Annotated in this window: 20 protein-coding genes and 5 tRNA genes; 24 read left to right on the top strand and 1 reads right to left on the bottom strand. The window is 40.3% G+C overall.

Annotated elements, in window-relative coordinates; translation table 11 throughout:
- Positions 1 to 54 precede the first annotated feature (54 nt).
- From RR45_RS07890 to RR45_RS08005, 24 genes are all read left to right on the top strand, one after another.
- On the top strand, positions 55 to 2715 hold the full coding sequence (locus tag RR45_RS07890; RefSeq protein WP_031366904.1) for a cation-translocating P-type ATPase: 2661 nt from the start codon (positions 55 to 57) through the stop codon (positions 2713 to 2715).
- A 231-nt stretch (positions 2716 to 2946) separates the two neighbouring features.
- Positions 2947 to 3438, top strand: coding sequence for an RNA polymerase sigma factor (locus tag RR45_RS07895; RefSeq protein WP_031366905.1), 492 nt, complete (start codon positions 2947 to 2949; stop codon positions 3436 to 3438).
- Positions 3425 to 4426 carry an anti sigma factor C-terminal domain-containing protein gene (locus RR45_RS07900; RefSeq protein ID WP_031366906.1) on the top strand — a complete coding sequence of 334 codons (1002 nt, stop codon included), beginning with the start codon at positions 3425 to 3427 and terminating at the stop codon, positions 4424 to 4426. The genes RR45_RS07895 and RR45_RS07900 overlap by 14 nt, the downstream gene beginning before the upstream one ends.
- A gap of 480 nt (positions 4427 to 4906) precedes the next feature.
- Complete coding sequence (gene clpB, locus RR45_RS07905) at positions 4907 to 7501, top strand: ATP-dependent chaperone ClpB (RefSeq protein ID WP_031366907.1); 2595 nt, start codon at positions 4907 to 4909, stop codon at positions 7499 to 7501.
- Positions 7502 to 7767: 266 nt separating this feature from the next.
- Positions 7768 to 8610 (top strand): helix-turn-helix domain-containing protein, encoded by an 843-nt coding sequence (locus tag RR45_RS07910; protein ID WP_031366908.1) that lies wholly within the window; start codon positions 7768 to 7770, stop codon positions 8608 to 8610.
- Between the two features lie 363 nt (positions 8611 to 8973).
- Entirely contained in the window at positions 8974 to 9249 is a 276-nt protein-coding gene (locus RR45_RS07915) for a hypothetical protein (protein ID WP_031366909.1), read from the top strand.
- 15 nt (positions 9250 to 9264) lie between these two features.
- Positions 9265 to 9456: a hypothetical protein gene (locus RR45_RS07920; RefSeq protein WP_031366910.1), complete on the top strand. Its 192-nt coding sequence runs from the start codon at positions 9265 to 9267 to the stop codon at positions 9454 to 9456.
- Between the two features lie 3 nt (positions 9457 to 9459).
- Entirely contained in the window at positions 9460 to 9948 is a 489-nt protein-coding gene (locus RR45_RS07925) for a stage II sporulation protein M (protein ID WP_031366911.1), read from the top strand.
- Positions 9945 to 10283 carry a hypothetical protein gene (locus RR45_RS07930; RefSeq protein WP_031366912.1) on the top strand — a complete coding sequence of 113 codons (339 nt, stop codon included), beginning with the start codon at positions 9945 to 9947 and terminating at the stop codon, positions 10281 to 10283. Before RR45_RS07925 ends, RR45_RS07930 begins: the two co-directional genes overlap by 4 nt.
- 264 nt (positions 10284 to 10547) lie before the next feature.
- The gene (locus RR45_RS07935) at positions 10548 to 10868 is read left to right on the top strand and encodes a hypothetical protein (protein ID WP_143188755.1); all 321 of its coding nucleotides are present in this window, start codon (positions 10548 to 10550) and stop codon (positions 10866 to 10868) included.
- Between the two features lie 2 nt (positions 10869 to 10870).
- Complete coding sequence (locus tag RR45_RS07940) at positions 10871 to 11947, top strand: efflux RND transporter periplasmic adaptor subunit (RefSeq protein WP_031366914.1); 1077 nt, start codon at positions 10871 to 10873, stop codon at positions 11945 to 11947.
- Positions 11931 to 12599, top strand: a complete 669-nt coding sequence (locus RR45_RS07945; protein ID WP_096823182.1) for an ABC transporter ATP-binding protein — start codon at positions 11931 to 11933, stop codon at positions 12597 to 12599. The genes RR45_RS07940 and RR45_RS07945 overlap by 17 nt, the downstream gene beginning before the upstream one ends.
- Positions 12596 to 13792: an ABC transporter permease gene (locus tag RR45_RS07950; protein WP_031366916.1), complete on the top strand. Its 1197-nt coding sequence runs from the start codon at positions 12596 to 12598 to the stop codon at positions 13790 to 13792. The genes RR45_RS07945 and RR45_RS07950 overlap by 4 nt, the downstream gene beginning before the upstream one ends.
- 242 nt (positions 13793 to 14034) lie before the next feature.
- Positions 14035 to 16281, top strand: a complete 2247-nt coding sequence (gene nrdD, locus RR45_RS07955) for an anaerobic ribonucleoside-triphosphate reductase (RefSeq protein ID WP_072353653.1) — start codon at positions 14035 to 14037, stop codon at positions 16279 to 16281.
- 116 nt (positions 16282 to 16397) lie between these two features.
- The gene (locus RR45_RS07960) at positions 16398 to 17234 is read left to right on the top strand and encodes an energy-coupling factor ABC transporter ATP-binding protein (RefSeq protein ID WP_031366922.1); all 837 of its coding nucleotides are present in this window, start codon (positions 16398 to 16400) and stop codon (positions 17232 to 17234) included.
- Positions 17210 to 18064 carry an energy-coupling factor ABC transporter ATP-binding protein gene (locus RR45_RS07965; RefSeq protein ID WP_031366918.1) on the top strand — a complete coding sequence of 285 codons (855 nt, stop codon included), beginning with the start codon at positions 17210 to 17212 and terminating at the stop codon, positions 18062 to 18064. Before RR45_RS07960 ends, RR45_RS07965 begins: the two co-directional genes overlap by 25 nt.
- Positions 18057 to 18857, top strand: coding sequence for an energy-coupling factor transporter transmembrane component T family protein (locus RR45_RS07970; RefSeq protein WP_031366919.1), 801 nt, complete (start codon positions 18057 to 18059; stop codon positions 18855 to 18857). The genes RR45_RS07965 and RR45_RS07970 overlap by 8 nt, the downstream gene beginning before the upstream one ends.
- 53 nt (positions 18858 to 18910) lie before the next feature.
- On the top strand, positions 18911 to 19606 hold the full coding sequence (gene dapD / locus RR45_RS07975) for a 2,3,4,5-tetrahydropyridine-2,6-dicarboxylate N-acetyltransferase (protein ID WP_031366920.1): 696 nt from the start codon (positions 18911 to 18913) through the stop codon (positions 19604 to 19606).
- Between the two features lie 290 nt (positions 19607 to 19896).
- Positions 19897 to 21027 (top strand): N-acetyldiaminopimelate deacetylase, encoded by a 1131-nt coding sequence (locus RR45_RS07980; RefSeq protein ID WP_031366921.1) that lies wholly within the window; start codon positions 19897 to 19899, stop codon positions 21025 to 21027.
- Positions 21028 to 21113: 86 nt separating this feature from the next.
- A tRNA-Tyr gene (locus RR45_RS07985) sits at positions 21114 to 21194 on the top strand.
- 10 nt (positions 21195 to 21204) lie between these two features.
- Positions 21205 to 21275, top strand: a tRNA-Trp gene (locus RR45_RS07990).
- 11 nt (positions 21276 to 21286) lie between these two features.
- A tRNA-His gene (locus RR45_RS07995) sits at positions 21287 to 21359 on the top strand.
- A gap of 15 nt (positions 21360 to 21374) precedes the next feature.
- Positions 21375 to 21446, top strand: a tRNA-Gln gene (locus tag RR45_RS08000).
- Positions 21447 to 21474: 28 nt separating this feature from the next.
- Positions 21475 to 21558: transfer RNA gene (locus RR45_RS08005), tRNA-Leu, on the top strand.
- Positions 21559 to 21679: 121 nt separating this feature from the next.
- On the opposite strand, the gene RR45_RS08010 is transcribed toward RR45_RS08005, so the two are convergent.
- Positions 21680 to 22287: transposase (locus RR45_RS08010; protein WP_143465084.1), on the bottom strand; the 608-nt coding region annotated here is incomplete at its 5' end.

The following is a 22287-nucleotide window of genomic DNA, read 5'->3' on the forward strand; positions in this document are numbered from 1 at the left end:
TTGTTAATAATCAGTTAAGCTGAATGATTGATTAAATTTAGTAAGGAGACTACATTGTCAGAAAAAAAATTCTACACGCAATCCCCAGACGAGGTGTTGACAGAGTTGGCAACGACCAAAAAAGGGTTGACGTCAACTGAAGCCCAAGAACGTCTTGCCAAATATGGTAAGAATGAATTGGATGCTGGCGAGAAAAAAACATTACTCGCTAAATTTTTAGAACAATTTAAAGATTTGATGATTATCATCTTGATCATCGCAGCGATTTTGTCTGTGGTGACAAGTGGTGGTGAAGACATCAGTGACGCCATTATCATCATGGCGGTTGTGATTATCAATGCTGTTTTTGGTGTTTACCAAGAAGGTAAGGCTGAGGCAGCCATTGATGCTTTAAAATCAATGTCAACACCATCAGCACGTGTCCGTCGTGATGGTCACGTTGAAGAGATTTCATCAGACTTGCTTGTACCAGGTGATGTCGTATCACTTGAAGCAGGTGACGTTGTGCCAGCAGACATGCGTTTGCTTGAAGTCAATTCCCTTAAAATTGAAGAGGCAGCCTTAACAGGTGAATCTGTACCAGTCGAAAAAGATTTGGCTGTTGCCGTTGCTGCGGATGCCGGTATTGGTGACCGTGTCAATATGGCCTACCAAAATTCAAATGTGACTTACGGTCGTGGTTTGGGTGTTATCGTCGCAACAGGGATGACAACAGAAGTCGGAAAAATCGCCTCAATGCTCCAAAATGCTGAGGAAACAGATACACCACTCAAACAAAATCTCAACAATTTGTCGAAAATCTTGACTTATGCGATTCTCTTGATTGCAGCAGTGACATTTGTGGTCGGCGTTTTCGTTCAAGGACATGCGCCGCTTGAAGAAGTGATGACGGCAGTAGCCCTTGCCGTGGCAGCCATTCCAGAAGGCTTGCCAGCCATCGTGACGATTGTCCTTGCCCTTGGGACACAAGTGCTGTCTAAGAAAAATGCCATCGTCCGCAAATTACCAGCGGTTGAAACGCTTGGTTCAACTGAAATTATCGCCTCTGATAAAACTGGGACATTAACCATGAACCAGATGACAGTCGAAAAGGTTTACACAAATGGTCAATTACAGGATGCGACTGATGAGATTTCGTTCGATGACATGACCCTGCGCATCATGAACTTTGCTAATGATACCAAGATGTCACGTGATGGTAAACTGGTTGGTGATCCAACGGAAACAGCCCTCGTCCAATATGGGATTGATCATAACTATGACTTGCGTCAGGTGCTCAAAGCTGAGCCACGTGTGGCAGAATTACCGTTTGACTCTGATCGTAAACTTATGAGTACCGTCCACAAAATCACGGATGAAGAGTTTCTCGTTGCTGTCAAAGGGGCACCAGACCAGCTCCTCAAACGCATTAGCAAAAAAGTTGTTGATGATCAAGTCGTAGCCATGACGCAGACTGACCGTGATGAAATTCTAGCGCTTAATAAATCACTTGCAAAACAAGCCCTTCGGGTCTTGATGATGGCTTATAAATATGAGTCTGCCGTACCTGAGCTTGAAAGCGAAAACCTTGAAAATGATTTGATTTTCGCTGGTTTGATTGGGATGATTGACCCAGAGCGTAAAGAAGCCGCTGAAGCGGTGCGTGTTGCTAAAGAGGCGGGTATTCGCCCAATCATGATTACGGGTGACCACCAAGATACAGCTGAAGCGATTGCCAAACGCCTGGGCATTATTGATGAAGGCGACACGGAAGACCATGTCTTTACAGGCGCTGAGCTCAACGAACTGTCTGATGAAGATTTCCAAAAAGTGGTTACCCAGTATAGCGTCTATGCGCGCGTGTCGCCTGAGCATAAAGTGCGTATCGTTAAAGCATGGCAGAACGAAGGTAAAGTCGTTGCTATGACTGGCGATGGTGTCAACGATGCACCCGCACTTAAAACGGCGGATATCGGAATCGGTATGGGGATCACCGGAACAGAAGTGTCTAAGGGTGCCTCTGATATGGTCCTTGCCGATGATAACTTCGCAACGATTATCGTTGCCGTTGAAGAAGGACGTAAAGTCTTCTCAAATATCCAAAAAACGATTCAGTACTTGCTTTCTGCCAATACTGCCGAAGTCTTGACGATTTTCCTTGCGACCTTGTTTGGTTGGGATGTCTTGCAGCCAGTTCACTTGCTCTGGATTAACCTGGTAACAGATACTTTCCCAGCGATTGCGCTCGGTGTTGAGCCAACTGAGCCAGGTATCATGACCCACAAACCGCGCGGTCGTAAAGCTAGTTTCTTCTCAGGTGGTGTCTTGTTTGCGACGATCTATCAAGGGCTCTTGCAAGCCACACTTGTGCTGGGCGTTTATGGTGCAGCCATCACATGGCCAGTCCACACGGGTCATGAAATGCACGCGGATGCCTTGACAATGGCCTTTGCGACACTGGGCTTGATTCAACTGTTCCATGCCTTTAATGCCAAATCGGTCTACCAATCTATCTTGACAGTCGGACCATTCCGCAGCAGGACCTTCAACTGGTCAATCTTAGTTTCCTTTATCTTACTCGGTGTCACAATCGTCGTGCCAGGATTTAATAAAATCTTCCACGTGACACACTTAGATGCCTACCAATGGGCCATGGTTCTCGTCGGCTCATTTGCCATGATTATCATCGTTGAGATTGTTAAAGCCATCCAACGTGCTATGGGCTTAGATAAATAAACCGGATAAACAAAAATCCTTTGTCTCTTTAAAAGTAGACAAAGGATTTTTTGTCAATTTAATTACATTTCTAGTAAGATGGAAGAAGAGTAAAAATAAATCATATTTTTTGTAACCAAACTAAGTTTAATTCGTTATATAAGTGAAGTAGGACTTTGAGCGTTTGGATGTGCGTAAGCGTCGGTTAAATGTCAAGATTTCACGTAGAGAATTGTAGAAAGGAGGTCGCAGGTGAATATTAGCCCCTATGAGCAAATTTTGATGACTTGCGCATCTGAAATTCAGCGCTACTTAATCAAAACCGGAGCGAATCCAGCAGATGCGCAAGACATCGTTCAGGACGTCTTCATTAAGCTGATACAGGCTGATATTGTACTTGCCACCGATAAACTACGCCCTTGGTTCTATCGCGTGGCGCTGAGCCGGTTTTATGACCTTTATCGACGCGAAAAGCGTTATCGAGCACTTTTATCCGAACGATTTTATCTGATTTATGGTAATGTCGTTAACTTAGATAACGACAGAAGTTGGCAGCTAGAGCAGGCTTTGAAGACGCTGACAGATTATCAGTTAGGTCTTGTGACCTTGTATTATGAAGATGATAAGTCTGTCAAAGACATCTCAGAGATTTATCAAATTTCTGAGGCCAAGGTCAAGACAGACTTGTATCGCCTGAGACACAAACTTAAACAAGAAATGGAGCAAAATAATGAAGATGAATGAAGACTTTGATAAGATTATCAAAAAAGAAAAAAGAAAAAAAATCGTTAAAACATTCGCAATTTCAGTTGTAACAACGCTTGCTTTACTGTTCATAGGCTATACCGTGAGTAATAGAGGCATGGCCTTGCAATACGAAAAAGCAAAGGAAATGGCCAATATCACAGATATGATTGAATCTCCTAACTTGATTTCGAGATCCCAATATTTGAGCAAAACTGGCTGGGTGACTTCTCAACTGAAAAGTGATCGTTTTAAAAACATTGACGGTTACCTAGTTGCAGCGGCACCACTCGAAATCAATTTTAGCCTGTTTGGAGTTGGCTATGCCAGTGATCAAAACTCACCATTAACAGTTCCGATTACAAAAACAAAAGATATCGGTGCCTTTAGCCGAGAAAATGGCGAAAAACTGCCATTGTTTTTCGATCCCAAACACAAGCAAAGCGAAACTGAGCAAGAAGTTAAGACGACACACGAGGCAAGGACTTTATCCGGACTGAAAAATCATGTCGCAGAAGTTGCCATTTCATTTAAGGAGCCGATGACTTATGCTGAAATTCAGGCTAAACTTCCTGATAATTTACTGATTAACTGGTACTGGCTAGGCATGGCGAGTGACCAACTATCAGTCACGGATACCATTGGTAAAGTCATTGGGATTAATGCAGATGAAACTGGTAAATTGAAAGATGAGTCATTGGAGACATCCTCTTCAAGTAGCTGGTCATCTGCCAACTATCCATCTTTTGTGACTGCCGTAAAAACAGCAGCTGAAAAACGCGGCTATAATGTTGCGGGCATTGATATCTATAAAGATGCCCTAAAACAGGTCGAAAAATATCCAACTTTAAAGACGGCTAAGTTTGCAGGTATTATTGTCAGTGGTCGAACTGAAAATCTAGCCATCTTAGATGATGAACCCTACATCTTTGCGACCAATGTCGGCCTTCAAGCTGAAATTCTACCCTATATTGAACCGATGAAATAAACACAAAAGGCTGAGACAAAATGTGCTCAGTCAACGAGAGAGAAAAGTAAATTAGGGTGTGGTGATTGTACCTCGATTAGTTTTCTTTTTTTTATCTAGTTTTCAGAAAGTCTCCAAATTTTATAAAATAGCAGATTTTTTTTATCCAATTCGTATTGTTTTGGCAGAATAATACGAATTTGGTATAACATCGACGTTTTGATGATCAAATTAATCAAAATTTTTTAAATAAAATGTTTGACCTTTGTTGACCAAAGCGTTATAATAAGATTTAGAGATAAGATATGTCTCTAATCTACTTCTGAAAACATGATATTGAAAGCGATGCGACGTAGTCGCAAATTTCTGTAGAAAATTAGGGATTTATGGTGCTCCTGTGATTACTCGTCGCTGGTGACACTTCTGCACTTGCGCAGGTTCAGAAATCATCTATTTTCCCAAGAAGTTAGCTTGAGGTTCAAAAAAGGAGAACAAAAGACAATGAATATTGAAAAAATGACAACAACTTTACAACAGGCTTTGGCTGAGGCGCAAAAAATCGCGCAAGTTCGACAACATCAAAATATAGAAATCGCACATCTTTGGAAATTCATGATTCAGCCTGGGCAGTTTGCGCATGACTTTTATCAAGACTTAGGTCTAGATTTAGTGGGTTTTGAGGCTGAAATTGACAAGGAATTGGACAAGATTTCTGTCGTGACTGGTAGCAATGTGACTTATGGTCAGAATTTGAGTCAAAATCTGTTTAACTTATTTAGTCAGGCTGAAAAGCTGGCTGAATCTCTAAAAGATGAGTTTCTATCCACTGAGACGGTACTGTTAGCACTGTTTTCGCAAAGCCATAATCCATTGACCCAATACCTGAAAAGTCATGGCATCACGGCAAAAGAGGTTAGGGCGAAAATCGAGAGTATGAGAGGAGGGAGTTCGGTGACAAGTCAAAATCAAGAAGAACAATATGAGGCGCTGAAAAAATATGGCGAGGATTTGGTTGAAAAGGTTCGTACGGGTAAGATGGACCCAGTGATTGGGCGTGATGAGGAAGTACGAGATGTTGTAAGGATTTTATCGCGTAAGACGAAAAATAACCCAGTTTTAATTGGTGAGCCAGGTGTCGGTAAAACGGCAATTGTTGAAGGGTTGGCACAACGGATTGTGAAGAAGGATGTGCCAACGAATCTACAAGATAAGACGATTTTTAGTCTGGATATGGGTGCGCTAATTGCGGGAGCTAAATTCCGTGGGGAGTTTGAAGAACGGCTCAAGGCTGTTTTAAATGAGATTAAAAAGTCTGACGGGCGGATTATCCTCTTTATTGATGAAATTCACACCATCGTTGGCGCGGGCAAAACAGAAGGGTCTATGGACGCAGGTAATTTGTTGAAACCGATGTTAGCGCGTGGTGAGTTGCACTTGATTGGCGCGACAACTTTGGACGAATATCGTCAAAACTTTGAAAAAGATAAGGCTTTGGAGCGTCGTTTCCAAAAAGTGCTGGTAAAAGAGCCGACGGTTGAGGACACGATTTCTATCTTGCGTGGTTTGAAAGATCGATTTGAAGTTCACCATGGTGTGAAGATTCATGATAATGCTTTGATTGCTGCGGCAACCTTGTCAAATCGTTACATTACGGATCGCTATTTGCCTGATAAGGCAATTGACCTTGTTGATGAAGCGAGTGCAACGATTCGGGTTGAGATGAATTCATCGCCAACGGAGCTAGACCAAATCACCCGCAAGCTCATGCAGCTTGAAATCGAAGAAGAGGCGCTAAAAAAAGAAACGGACGAGGGTTCTAAGAAACGTCTGGCAATTTTACAAGAAGAACTTGCCAATACGCGTGAAACAGCCAATGCCCTGAAGATGCGTTGGGAAACTGAAAAAGAGGCAGTAGAAGCGATTCATACTAAACGTGCTGAGTTAGAGCAAGCTCGTTTTGATTTAGAAAATGCTGAAAATGACTATAATCTAGAACAGGCAGCGGTATTGCGCCACGGCACCATTCCAAAACTGGAAAAAGAAGTGGCTGATTTGGAAAATGCCCAAGAAGCAGATACCGGTAATCATCTGGTTCAAGAATCAGTGACAGATCAAGAAATTGCGGAAGTGATTGGTCGCTTGACTGGGATTCCAGTGACTAAACTGGTTGAAGGCGAAAAGGAAAAGCTCTTGCATTTGGCAGAGACACTACACCAACGTGTGGTTGGGCAAGATGAAGCTGTTAATGCGGTTTCTGATGCCATTATCCGTAGTCGTGCAGGTTTGCAAGACCCTAATAAACCGCTTGGTAGCTTTCTCTTCCTTGGTCCGACAGGTGTCGGTAAAACTGAATTGGCTAAAAGCTTAGCCGAAGACCTTTTCGATTCAGAAAACCATATGGTGCGGATTGACATGAGTGAGTATATGGAAAAACACAGTGTCTCACGTTTGGTTGGAGCACCTCCAGGCTATGTTGGCTATGACGAGGGCGGTCAGTTGACTGAGGCTGTACGTCGTAATCCTTACACGATTGTCCTGCTTGATGAAATTGAAAAAGCGCATCCTGATGTCTTTAACATTCTCCTGCAAGTTCTTGATGATGGGCGTTTGACGGATTCTAAAGGTGTTGTTGTGGACTTCAAAAATACCGTTTTGATTATGACGTCAAACATTGGCTCACGGACGTTATTGGATGGCATTAAAGATGATGGCACTCTTGACAATATGACGAAAGAAGCAGTCTTGGACGAGCTTAAACTTCATTTCAAACCTGAGTTCCTTAATCGGATTGATGATACTGTTGTCTTCACGCCATTGACCTTGTCTGTCGTGAAACAAATTATCGATAAAATCGTGGCGCAGCTTACAGAACGCTTGTCGCATCAAGATATTAATTTAGAGCTAACAACAGATGCCCTTGATTGGATTGCCAAAAATGCGTATGAACCCGAGTACGGGGCACGCCCAATAAAACGGTTTATGACGAAACATCTTGAAACACCGCTTGCGAAAGCACTTGTATCTGGTAAAGTCTTACCAAACTCAGTGGTTTTGGTTGGTTTGAAAGACGATGCGTTAGTTTTTGATATGAAGTAAGTAATTTCGAAATGAAAATAAACAGAAATCTGTTCATTAAGATTTCTGTTTTTTTATTTGAATAAAAATAGATAAAAGTGAGGAGCTAATAATTGAATGAATAATCTAATAATGTTATAATTGGTAGAAGGTAGAAGGTAGAAGGTAGAAGGTAGAAGGTAGAAGGTAGAAGGTAGAAGGTAGAAGGTAGCAAACTTGTTTGGAAACGCTTACTATACCTTGTCTCTCTCCTGGCTATTTTGTGAGTGATGAGTGGAGAAGACTAAATGACAATAGAATTAGACTTAGGTGCATTTTACAAAGAAACGCGAGAGAAATTGGGGTATTCACAGCGGGATGCGGAGTCAGCATATTGTGACCATTCATTAATTTCACGCTTTGAAAATGGTGAAACAGTATTACGAGCAGATAAACTTTTGATGGCGATAAATGGTTTGGATTTAACACCAACAGAATTTTTTGTTTGGCATGGCGATTACCTACCTAATAGGTTACAGATGTTCAACAAAAAAATGAATGCTTATGTGATTAATGGAGATGTAGAGGGTTTAAAAACATTACTGAAAACACGAGCTATAAGAAATGAAGATAAAATTTTTAATATTGTAGCTAAATGTGCGATTTTTGATTTATCAGATGAGATGTTAATAACTAAATCAGAGCGTAAATTTATCGAAAAATATTTTAATGGCGTTAAACAATGGACGATATACGAGATGAGTGTTTTTGCGCACTGTTTAGAAGTATTAGATGTCGGAGAGGCTTATGATATAGGTCAAGATATTCTTAAGAGTGATGAATTTTCTAAAATTATAGCTAGTAATGCTGCTCTTGCTAAGAAAACATTGGTAAATTTATATGTACATTTAATTTGTCATGGGAGTTATAGGTATGCCGAAAAGTTGAAAAGAGGCATAGATAATTTTTTGACGGAATGGGATATGTCAGAGAAGATTATTCTCCATATTTTTGAAAAATTTTCCTTGTATAGACAAGAAAAAAATCCTGAACTTCTATCAGAAATTCAAGATGATATACAGATTTTAAATAGGTTTGGTGCAACGGGGATGGCTAAGCGGATGACTCTATTTATTGAAAAATTTTGTTAGTGATTTTGATTTATTTTACTGAATACCAAACGATATAAGTGAGTATAGAAATTTAAACATACTGTTTTGCCTCCTTATCTTAATACATTTATTCTACCATTTAAAATGATTAAAATTTTAAATGGTGCATATATGCAAACTTGGTATTTTATAAATTTTTCTGTGTTAGAATGAATCTTATAAAGTTGAAAGAAAACGTTTTCTTTCAACTTTATACTGACGGTCGACAGTCAGTGCTATATTCAGATTGATTAATTCTGATGTTGTTTCATTTTTGTATTTGAAATTATCCTGATCAAATAATTTTAAATTGGAATGCTTAATCTTTTTGGAAGATTAACAAAAACAGAAAGAGGTTGTAAGATGAAAATTTGTTTGCAAAAACGAATCCCAAAAGTAGAGGTACTTAGTTCGTTAATGGTTGCTTTTGTGATTGCATTAGGTGCTAAAGTATTTTTGCTTGGTAACTTGGTTCAAAAATTTGGTCTGTCAAAAGGTGATGCTGCTTGGGCTGTTGGTTTAGTGGCTTCTGGTGCGGCTACGTTAATTGCAATGTGTTGGCCGATGCTTGCTCCATATTTGTTAACGCTCCGTGGTTTGATTGCTACTATTGGTGCAGGTGCAGCTGCTGGTTGGTAAAATAAAGGAGAAAAAATGTTAAGTATTTTTGGTAATTTGATTAGTAAGTTTGGACTTTCAAAGGTTGTTGCTTCAACAATTGTTGGTCTTTTATCAACTGGAGCGAGTTATTCTGTAATGATTATCTATCCTTATTTTGCACCATTTATTGCAACTGCTCAGGCATATCTTGCAATCTTTGGAGTAGCTGCGGGGATTTCATTTTAAATTATGAAAAAAACTTCTGTCAAAAAAGATTTTTGGGTAACTTTTATTACTTTGATTATAGGAGTAATTGTCGGTATCTGTATAATAAAAATTTCAGGTATTACCATTACTTCGGATATCCAAGTATTGAAGTTTAATGAAATATTTAATCATAATACAGGAGTTGCTTTAATAATCTTAATCATTGGGTCACTGACATTCGGTGTTGGAGGTCTAATGATTTTGTTTATTAATGGTATCTCAATGGGAATGGTAATGGGGATTTTGCCTCTAAAACAGATAATATTTATACTTTTCCCCTATGCAGTATTTGAATTATTGTCTTTTGTTTTTGTTGCTATGGCAGGAATAGAAATGTCTAGAAATATAAGAAAATTTATGAAAGAAAAAAGAATCATGGCCTTAGTTAATGAATGGTTTTATGTCCGATTTTTATTGACATTAACGTTGGTTTTATTAGCTATTGCTGGGATTATAGAGGTATACATATGATTAATAAAAAAGGGATAAAATTAACGTTTTTAGTTGCTTTTACTATATTTAGTATTTTAGGATTATACCTTGGTTTTAGAGGGGCAACCACTATCTTTTCTTCAATTGATTCAGAAAATATAACAAGTTCCACTAAAATTATTCAACCACTTGAGAGTAAGATTGCTTCTTACTTAAATATTTTAGTCGGTATTGTTGTATTTGCTTATATCGTTGTATTCAAAGAAAAGAAAACGAATATATTTTGGTTAATTCTTGGTCCGATAGGTGTCCTAGCATTTTCGATAAAAAAACTTCTATATCTAAAAAAAGGTGGCGATAATATTGCGATTTAGTAAGGAGGTGAAAGTTCCTAGTGTATATGAGATGTTTATATTTTTCTCAGTTATTTTTGGAGCAATATATTACAAAGCGTGGTTTGTTTTTATATTTTTACTTTTGATTAATTTACCTGAAATAGTTGTAGTTTTTTGTTCAATTAAAAGATTTGGAAGATGATGAATTATAAAATGCAGGAAATGTATTTATACTTTAGTATGGATAGAAATTTAAGAGCAGATATAATGAGAGGACTAAATTTTTTAGTTTGGGAGAAGAATATGAATAAAAAAATGAAGAAAATTATCGCTATTGTCATTATCTTACTGGGCATTATATCAATCATCACGACATCGCTTAATCTTCAGGTAACACTAGGTAATACAGAGGCATTTTTGGCTGGTGAAGTGGATGTACCAGTTTCATCGGTTTTGACATGGGGACTTAATTTGATGCAAGTGCTTGGTTTCTTTTATATCGTATTTGCTGAAAAATTCAAGAAATCAAATCTATTTTGGATTTTAGTTTTACCGCTAGGTTGCATTGTTCTAGGAACGCGTCAACTTTTAAGATTAAACAAACTGACCTTGATTGAGGACTAGGCATGAAAAAATTCTACCAAAAATACCCATTAGTCGTTATTTTGACAAGCATTATTACCACAATTATCATTGGAATTGTGGTTTTATCTGCTTTATTATTACCTAAACTAAAGTCTAGCAAGCAGGAAAATTATACGCTTTACGCTGTCAAAGCTCAGGCGGATAATATTTTCAAGGGCAATGTGACGGCAAAAACGTCGACTGATTATCGAGAAGATATGTCGCTTGGTGAATTGTCACAAGTCAATGTGACGGATGGGCAGGAAGTGAAGGCTGGCGATGTTTTATTGACATATACTAAGTCATCTGACGACTTATCAAGCCAAGAATTTGCAATCAAAAGTGCCGAGAATGATTTGGCAAATGCCCAGGCAGATGTGGTGGAAGCAGAAAATAAAGATGCTAAGTTGCGCAAGAAATATGATAAAGCCAAAGAGATAGAAGAAAAAGAGGGGATCAATACACAAATTGAGAGCAATAATGAGGCTTGGAAAGCAGCGCAACGCTCGGTGACGGCTGCTACACTTGCGCGCGACCAAGCACAAGCAAGTTTAGCAAGTCAAAAGGATAAGCAAACGGCCACGGTGACCGCTAAAACGGATGGTCTTGTGATCATGGGGACGAATTCTGAGACGTCGCCTTTACTGAGTGTTGTGAGTCGGGAGACACTGGTCAATGGTAAGACGTCGGAATATGATTACGACAAGCTCAAGGTGAACGATGTGGTAAGTGTTGAGACGGTTGACTTGTCGAAAAAAGTGACGGGTAAAATCTCTTACATTTCCCCAGTTCCAGATAAAGCAACATCTGAAACCTCATCTAGTCAATACAATTTTAAGGTTGTTTTAGATGAGCCGTTACAAAATGGCTATACGGTTCAGATTCACCGTCCAAATGAAACACTTTATATTCCGAAAACATCCGTGAAAAATGGTAAAGTTTACATGAAACGTGGTGGGAAATTTAGTAAGGTTGCAGTCGAAACTAAGGAGTCGGGTAGTCGATTGCAAGTCATATCTGGTTTAAATTCGGGCGATAAAATTATCGAGGAGGCAGCAGCTTATGTTGATACGCCTTGAAAATATCACGAAAACTTATGAGCTTGCCAAACAAGAAGTTACTGTTTTAAATAATGTCTCTCTCAATATTTTTGAGGGTGATTTTGTTGGTATTATGGGGCGAAGTGGTTCTGGAAAGTCGACTTTGGTTAATCTGATTGGTTTTTTGGATAAGAAATTTAAAGGGACTTACTATTTTGAAGATAAGTTAGTTGAGCAGTATACAGACGATGACTTATCTAAAATCAGAAATGAAAATGTTGGCTTTGTTTTTCAAAATTTTGGCTTGATTGAAAATATGACAGTTGGGCAAAATGTTGAATTGCCTTTATTATACGCTGGTATTTCTAATCAGGAAAAAACACGTCTTGTAGCGGAGAGTTTGGAAAAAGTGGGCTTGGCTGACTTTGTAGGCCAGTCTGTTAAACTTTTATCGGGTGGTCAAAGGCAACGGGTGGCTATTGCGCGTGCCATTGTCAATTCTCCTAAATTTATCATTGCAGATGAGCCAACGGGTGCGCTTGATAGCAAAACATCTGTTGATATTATGCAGTTGTTTACAGATTTGAATAAGACTAGTGGTGTGACGATTATTTTGGTGACACATGATCCCAATTTGATGGCACATTGTAATCGTGAAATTAGAGTGTCTGATGGCGAGGTGGTCCTATGAACTTGCGTGCCGTTATCAAAAATGCTTATCAAGCCCTTCGTCAAAATACCAGACGCAGTATTTTAACGATGCTTGGTATTGTCATTGGTATTGCCAGTGTCATCACGATTTTATCGTTAGGACGTGGGTTTGAAACTTACACGGTAAAAAATCTGACTGCTACAAATGAAAAAAATGTAGCGGTCGATGTTGTTTTTTCGCCGTCGGATTATGAACAGTTTGAATCAAATAAAATGCGCTACTTTTCTGATGAAGACCTTAAATTGATAGGTCAGATTGAGGGCGTAGAGAAGGTTGCCTATGTCAAAGCTGACGACAAGTTTTTACGTATAGATTTACAGGCAGCAGATAAAAAAATCAGTAAGAATTTAGGCTTTGTAGCTGGTGGTAAAGATGCTGTCGAGGTGGGGCGCACGATTAGTCGTGATGATATTGAAACGCATCAAAAGGTCGCAATTATCAGTCGTGATACGGCAAAAGATGTCAATCCAGATGTGAATAAGGTATTAGGTACAGGGATTGACATAAAAGGTGAGCTTTATCAAATTGTTGGCATCTATAAAGGAGGGACGGCTAATTTGTTTGATATGACCCCTGATGTCAAAATTCCCAAGACAACCTACCAGTACTATGCGAATAGCGATGGCAATCCCACGCAGATAAAAGTTATAGTTGCGAATGACTATAAACCTAGTAAGGTAGCGCAGAAAGTGATTAAAAAACTGGAGAAAGTAGGCGTTAGCCGTCATTTTGGTGAGTATTCAACTTTTGATATGAGTTCTCTGACAGACGGTATTGGTAAAGTATTGAAGACGTTGACTTTCTTTATCTCAGGCATAGCGGGCATTTCACTCTTTATTGCAGGTGTTGGTGTTATGAATATGATGTATACATCAGTTTCTGAACGTGTCAAAGAAATTGGCGTTCGCCGAAGTGTTGGCGCTAAAAGACGTGACATTAGAAATCAATTTTTAGTTGAAGGCTTGATGCTAACGATATCGGCTGGTGTGATTGGTTATATCATCGGTTATTTGGTGGCGCTTGTCATCTCAATTTTCTTGCCATTTAAAGTATCTCCAGATTTATTTACAATCTCTCTGACTTTGGTCATAACGATTGTCATTGGTCTGGTCTTCTCAATCACTCCGGCCAACATGGCAGCGCGAAAAGATTTGGTTGAGATTTTAAGGTAGCATCACAAAAAAATAGGTCATTTGACTTATTTTTTTGTGGCTAATAAGTCGAAAATAGGGCAATCTATTGGCTGAATAGGATGAAATAATCACATGTTAGGTAAATTCTTGACATCCTATATATAGTGTGTTAAAGGCTTAAATCTTTATATGTGACACAATATATTGTGATTCTGTGTTTACAAATTACCCAATGAGTGGTAGAATATATTTAAAATCACTTTAGAAATGAGATGTACGTTATGATGGTATGGGAAAAAACAGAGGTAATTGACAACACGATGGAAGTTGTCAAGCGTGATGGTCGCCATTTAAATTTTGAACCGGAAAAAATTTATGATGCCTTGAGAAAAGCCTCTGATGAAGTTTTTCCTATGTCACCGGTTCAAGAAGTGAAATTGGAACACTTGACGGATAAAATCGTTGCGACAATTTTTGACCGTTTTGATAAGGATATCAAAATTTATGAAATTCAAAACATTGTCGAACATGTGTTGTTGGATGCGAATGAGTATCAATTAGCAGAAGTCTATATTAATTATCGGACAAAACGCGATTTTGAGCGCTCGCAAGCGACAGATATCAACTTCACGATTGACAAATTGATTAATAAAGAACAATCTGTTGTCAATGAAAATGCCAACAAAGATAGTGATGTTTTCAATACACAACGTGACTTGACGGCAGGTATCGTTGGCAAATCGATTGGTTTGAAAATGTTGCCGGCGCATGTTGCGAATGCCCACCAAAAAGGTGACATCCATTTTCATGATTTGGATTACCAACCCTATGCACCGATGACGAACTGTTGTTTGGTTGATGTCAAAGGCATGCTCCGTGACGGTTTCAAACTTGGAAATGCTGTCATCGACAGTCCTAAATCAATCCAAACAGCAGCAGCACAAATTTCGCAAATTATTGCCAATGTTGCCTCAAGTCAATATGGTGGTACATCTGTCAACCGTATCGATGAAGTGCTTGCGCCTTATGCTGAGCTCAACTACGCCAAACACATGAAGGACGCCGAAGAGTGGGTAGCAGCTGAAAAACGTGAAGACTACGCGCGTGCCAAAACGGCAAAAGACATCTATGATGCCATGCAAAGTCTGGAATACGAGATTAACACCTTGTTCACATCCAATGGTCAAACGCCATTTACAACGTTTGGTTTCGGTCTAGGCGAGGATTGGTATGCGCGCGAAATTCAGAAAGCAATTCTTCAAAACCGCATTAAAGGTCTGGGTAAAGAAGGGCGTACAGCTATCTTCCCTAAACTTGTTTTTACCATTAAACGTGGTTTGAATTTGAATGTTGAAGACCCCAATTATGACATTAAAGCATTAGCAGCCGAATGTGCGACAAAACGCATGTATCCAGACATTGTCAGCTACGATAAAATCGTTGAGCTAACAGGCTCGTTTAAAACGCCAATGGGTTGCCGCAGTTTCTTGCAAGGTTGGCAAGATGAAAACGGTCAAGATGTCGTGGATGGTCGGATGAACTTAGGCGTTGTGACGCTTAATTTACCACGTATCGCTCTTGAATCTAAAGGCGATAAAGATAAATTCTGGCAAATTTTCTTTGAGCGGATGGCAGTTATGAAAGACGCGCTTGTTTACCGTGTGGAACGCGTAAAAGAAGCAACGCCTGCCAATGCGCCAATCCTTTATGAAAACGGTGCTTTTGGTAAACGGCTTAGCAGAACAGACTCTGTCAATGAATTGTTCAAAAATCGTCGTGCGACGGTTTCTGCCGGCTATATTGGGTTATATGAAGTCGCAACTGCTTTTTATGGTGGTGAATGGGAATCTAATCCTGAAGCTAAGGCATTTACACTCGATATTTTGCGTGAAATGAAAAAAGCAGCAGGTGAGTGGTCTGACGAATATGATTATCACTTTTCAATCTATTCAACACCGTCTGAAAGTTTGACTGACCGTTTCTGTCGCCTAGATACAGAAAAATTCGGTGAGATTAAAGACATCACAGATAAAGAATACTACACCAATTCATTCCATTATGATGTCCGTAAAAATCCAACACCATTTGAGAAGTTAGACTTTGAAAAAGACTATCCAGTCTATGCTAGTGGTGGTTTCATTCACTATTGTGAATATCCAGTACTCCAACAAAATCCAAGAGCCTTGGAGGCTGTTTGGGATTACGCCTATGACCGTGTTGGCTATCTTGGTACAAATACACCGATTGACCACTGTTATGAATGTAATTTCGAGGGCGACTTTACACCAACTGAACGTGGTTTCCAATGTCCGAACTGTGGTAATAGTGACCCTAAAACAGTTGATGTTGTCAAACGGACGTGTGGTTATCTCGGTAACCCACAAGCGCGCCCAATGGTCAAAGGTCGTCATAAAGAAATCGCATCACGTGTGAAACATATGAACGGTTCAGTCGGTCATTTGTCAAACGGAGATGACTTGGAAAGTGTCGACATTGACTCAGCTAAGTCTCGTTTCTTTCAACAATAATATATAAAACGGCGAAATGCCGTTTTTTGCTGTTTAAACAGCTGTCAACTGAGTAGATTTATAGTTCAAAATGAAGAAAAGCCGACAATTTCGGCTTTTTTTGGTATAATGTTGTCATGCAGAAAATTCTGGAAATAAAAAATTTAACTTATCAATATGAAGAATCAAGCGATATTTACGCTGTAAATGACGTGTCTTTTGACGTTGTTCGTGGTGAGTGGGTGTCGATTATTGGGCGAAATGGTTCTGGTAAGTCGACAACGGCAAGGTTAATAGATGGTCTGATGGCAGCAGCCTCAGGTGAGATTATTATTGATGGGCAAACCTTAACGGAAAAAAATGTTTGGGAGTTGCGCCAAAAAGTAGGTATGGTCTTTCAAAATCCTGATAATCAATTTGTCGGCTCAACTGTTGAGGATGATGTCGCATTTGGGATGGAAAATCATGGTGTGCCACGTGAGGAAATGTTGGCGCGTGTGAATGCAGCTCTGGAACGTGTCAATATGCAGGAATTTAAAACGAAGGAACCTGCTCGTCTATCGGGTGGTCAAAAACAACGGGTTGCCATTGCAGGTATCGTTGCTTTGCGTCCTGACATCATTATCCTTGATGAGGCGACATCCATGCTAGATCCAAAGGGAAGGCTGGAAATTATTCAAGTCGTTAGAGAAATCAAGGAGCAGTATGGTTTGACGGTGATTTCGATTACGCATGATTTAGATGAGGCGAGTCTTTCTGATAAAATTATTGTTATGAGAGATGGGAAGATCGAGCAGATTGCGACACCAGATGACTTGTTTTTGAATCATAATCTGGTCGATATTGGTTTGGATGTGCCTTTTTCAGCCAATGTTGCAAGAGAGCTGCGCCAAAATGGGTTGCAGATTCCTGAAAAATATTATACAGAAAGCGAGCTGGCTGACTTTTTATGGCAATCTCTTTTGACAAAGTAAACTACACTTATCAGCCCAACACACCTTTCGAAAGCCGAGCGCTGTTTGATATTGATTTAGATGTGGCAGATGGTAGTTTCACGGCACTGGTGGGACATACTGGTTCGGGTAAATCTACTTTATTGCAGCATTTAAATGCGCTTTTACTTCCGACTTCAGGGACTGTTACGGTCGGTGAAACGGTCATCAAGCCTGACAGCAAGGCGAAGGCTATCAAACCTGTTCGTCAAAAAGTCGGTGTTGTTTTTCAATTTCCTGAAACGCAGTTATTTGACGAAACAGTTTTAAAAGATGTGGCTTTTGGTCCGCAAAACTTTGGCGTATCAAAAGAAGATGCTCAGACTATTGCGCGCGAGAAGTTGAACCTGGTCGGGATTTCAGATGAACTATTTGAGCGGTCGCCGTTTGAGCTTTCTGGTGGTCAGATGCGCCGTGTGGCGATTGCCGGTATCCTAGCGATGAACCCAAGTGTTCTTGTTTTGGATGAGCCGACTGCTGGTCTTGACCCTAAAGCACGAATTGATATGATGCGTTTATTTGAAACGATTCATGCCTCTGGTGTGACGACAATTTTGGTAACGCATCTCATGGATGATGTCGCCGATTATGCTGATACCATGTACGTTCTTGAAAAAGGCCGCATTGTTAAATCAGGACAACCGCAAGACTTGTTTCAGGATGTTGATTTCATGACTGCGCATCAGCTCGGTGTACCTAAGGCGACTCGCTTTGCGCTACTTTTACGAGCGCGCGGTCAGTATTTTGAGCACTTGCCAATTACACGTTCGGCGCTTGTTGAGATGATTACGGAGGCGGCAAATCATGGATAAACTGATTATTGGTCGCTACATTCCCGGGTCTTCAATCATTCATCGTCTGGATCCAAGAAGTAAACTACTTGCTATGTTTGCCTTTGTTTTTATCATCTTTCTGGCAAATGATGCTATCGGCTATGGTATTTTGACCATTTTTACCTTTCTTGGTGTTGGTTTGAGTCGGATTAAATTATCTTATTTTCTCAAAGGGTTACGCCCGATGTTGGGGTTGATCTTATTTACGGTCATTTTCCAAATGCTTTTCACAACAGGTGGAGAAGTCCTCTTTCAAATCTGGTTTTTAAAAATCACGTCTTATTCGTTGCAAAATGCCTTTTTTATCTTCATGCGGTTTGTCTTGATTATCTTCATGTCAACACTGTTGACGTTGACGACGCCACCTCTGACTTTGGCTGACGGGATTGAAACGGGGCTTGCACCCTTGAAAAAAATCAAGGTGCCTGTTCATGAAATTGGACTCATGTTGTCGATTTCTTTACGATTCATTCCAACGTTAATGGATGATACCACGATGATTATGAATGCCCAAAAATCAAGAGGAATGGACTTTGGTGAGGGAAACTTGGTTCAAAAGGTTAAATCGGTCATTCCGATTTTAATTCCACTGTTCGTCTCAAGTTTTAGACGGGCAGATGATTTAGCCATTGCCATGGAAAGCCGTGGTTACCAAGGGGGAGAAGGACGCAGTAAATACCGCATCCTCAAATGGCAGCGCTCTGATACTTTGCTGTTGCTCAGTTTGGTTATCGTTACTGCTATTCTGGTCGCATGGAATATGATGAAATGAAGTCATATTAAATTATATCGTTTAACACACATATCTTAATAAGGGAGAGTAATATGTCTAACAAAATGTCTGCACAAGAAATTATCCAATTTATCGGTAACGCTGAGAAAAAAACAGCGGTGAAAGTGACGTTTGAGGGTCAGCTAGCAGGGAAAATCCCTGAAAAGGTTGTTAAACTCGGCAATGTTCTTTTTGGTGACTGGGTGGAAATTGCGCCGCTCTTGGTTAACTTGACTGAGAACAAAGATTATGTCGTTGAGCAAGATGGTCGTAATTCAGCGGTGCCTTTGCTTGATAAGCGTGAGCTTAATGCACGGATTGAGCCGGGTGCTGTGATTCGTGATCAAGTTGAAGTCGGCGATAATGCCGTGATCATGATGGGTGCTGTGATTAATATCGGTGCCGAAATCGGTGCGGGGACGATGATTGATATGGGTGCTATTTTAGGTGGTCGTGCGATTGTCGGTAAGAACTCGCATATCGGTGCGGGTGCTGTTCTTGCAGGTGTGATTGAGCCTGCAAGTGCTGAGCCAGTTCGTGTGGGGGATAATGTCCTTGTTGGTGCCAATGCTGTGGTCATTGAAGGCGTGCAAGTTGGCAATGGTTCTGTTGTTGCAGCGGGTGCTATCGTCACACAAAATGTCCCTGAAAATGTTGTTGTGGCAGGCGTCCCTGCACGTGTGATCAAGGAAATTGATGAGAAGACCAAGCAAAAAACAGCGCTTGAAGAGGCACTGAGAACTTTGTAATAATAGGGTGACTGATATAGAGAAGGATAGAGTAAGCTGGAGCTACAGGTCACTGGCGTTATTTGAGGTATTGCCTTAGCTATATTTTTCCTCGGTTTGATTTTTAAAAGAAATGTGTTATGGATAGGCGTTCTATGTCTTGTAGGTTTTGCTTTGCTAGTTCCTCTAATTTATGCAGTGGTTCAGACCTTACGACATAAAGAAACATTTAAAAATAATGTTTTAAAATCATGGACGTGGCTGACTGCTCAGATTTTAACAGGCATATTATAAATAATTGGTGAGAAAAAATGTTAGATTTAATAAAAATACGTAGAGAACTTCATCAGATTCCCGAAATTGGTTTGGAAGAATTTGAGACCCACGCTTATCTCATGACACAAATCCGTGAGTTGACAGCGGATAAATCTTTTATTGACATTAAAACTTGGCAGACAGGGATTGTCGTTAAGCTCAATGGTTTTGCTCCAGAAAAGACGATTGGTTGGCGGACGGATATTGATGGCTTGCCGATTGTTGAAGACACAGGGGTGGCTTTTGCCTCGCGCCATGAGGGGCGGATGCACGCTTGTGGTCATGATATGCACATGACCTTGGCATTGGGCGTTTTGGAAAAAATGATTGCAACGCAGCCTAAGAACAATCTGATTTTTCTGTTTCAGCCTGCCGAGGAAAATGAGGCGGGTGGTATGCTCATGTATGAAGCTGGTGTCTTTGATGGCGACTGGTTACCGGATGAATTTTATGGTCTTCATGTTAGACCGGACCTCAAAGTCGGTGATATCGCGACTAATACACATACCTTGTTTGCAGGGACTTGTGAAGTTAAGATTAACTTCAAGGGAACGGGTGGTCACGCTGCCTTTCCACACCATGCTAACGATGCCTTAGTTGCAGCCAGTTATTTCATCACACAAGTTCAGACCATTGTGAGTCGAAATGTTGACCCGATTGAGGGGGCAGTGGTAACCTTTGGTAGCCTTCATGCTGGCACAACGAATAATGTGATTGCAGAGACGGCTTTTCTTCATGGGACGATTCGGACCTTAACTCAGGAGATGAATCAGCTGACACAAAAAAGAATCAGAGCGATTGCAGAAGGTGTTGCTATGAGCTTTGGTTTGGCAGTTGACATTGAGCTTAAACAAGGCGGCTATCTACCCGTCGAGAATAATCCTGAATTGGCGCAGGATTTGATGACTTTCTTTGATGCGCAAGATGGCGTGAATTTGATTGACATCGAGCCAGCCATGACAGGAGAGGATTTTGGTTATATCCTATCTAAGATTCCAGGCGTCATGTTCTGGTTAGGCATTGACACGCCCTATGCCCTACATCACCCTAAAATGTCGCCTGATGAAGGGGCACTTGCCTTTGGAGTAGAACAAATTTCAGCGTTTCTTAATACAAGAACATTATAAAAAATAGGCTATGACTGATTTTCGGGTTCTTTGTCAAATCGTGTGGGAAAATAGTTNGTCGTTGATCTAATGGAATTAAATAATTTGGAAGGGTAGCGAAGTGGCTAAACGCGGCGGACTGTAAATCCGCTCCTTCGGGTTCGGGGGTTCGAATCCCTCCCCTTCCATATTACCTTTACGGGCATAGTTTAAAGGTAGAACAAAGGTCTCCAAAACCTTTGGTGTGGGTTCAATTCCTGCTGCCCGTGTTTTAAATATGGCGGTCGTGGTGAAGTGGTTAACACATCAGCTTGTGGCGCTGACACTCGCGGGTTCGATTCCCGTCGACCGCCTTTTATTAGTATTATTGGGGTATAGCCAAGCGGTAAGGCAAGGGACTTTGACTCCCTCATGCGTTGGTTCGAATCCAGCTACCCCAGTTTATTGGAAATTTCCATAATAGAATTTGCCGGCGTGGCGGAATTGGCAGACGCGCTGGACTCAAAATCCAGTGTCTTCACGGACGTGCCGGTTCGACCCCGGCCGCCGGTATAGCAGATTCAAAAAAGATCCTCTGAAATCAATATTTCGGAGGATCTTTTGGTTCTTTGTCAAATCGTGTGGGAAAATAGTTTTCCCCTATAAAGCAAGTAACTGTTGAGTTGCTTGTTTTTTAATTGGTTAAGGTTTTGTTCATGAGTAGAATGCGTTTCTTGAAGTTTCTAAAGGTTCTAAAGCCATAAGCCACACGTTTAATGGCCTTTATTTTATTATTCATCCCTTCCAAACAGCCGTTTGAATAGCCTAGCTCAAGTGCTAACTTAATGGATGCCTTCTTCCCTAGTAAAAATTGATACTTCTTGACAAATGTTTCGGGTAATATCTCTGTATTGAGGGACTCAATCAGGTCAAAAAATGCTTGTGAATCCTTATTCCTGAAATGAGTACTTGCCAGTTGTAAGACTTGCCAACCTTGATAAAGTATCGGACTGTAGTTAATCAGCTGCTCAACTAGCTCACGACTAGTTGTCCATTTACGCAATGAACGAGAATAAAAAGGGATGTCAGATAAGTCATCATAGTCTTTAAGCAGATGTTTCCAATAATATTTGAGATGCCGGTATTCAGGGCTTTTGGTATCAAATTCTTTCATGACTTGAACACGTAGTACATTGAAAGCTTTGGTCATTTGTTGGACAACGTGAAAGCGATCTGTGATGAGCTGAGCGCACGGGAAACAACGGCTAATCAACTTATCGTAACTATAATTCATATCCATCA

The sequence above is a fragment of the Pseudolactococcus chungangensis CAU 28 = DSM 22330 genome, from assembly GCF_002441885.1.
GTDB classification, from domain to species: Bacteria; Bacillota; Bacilli; order Lactobacillales; family Streptococcaceae; genus Pseudolactococcus; species Pseudolactococcus chungangensis.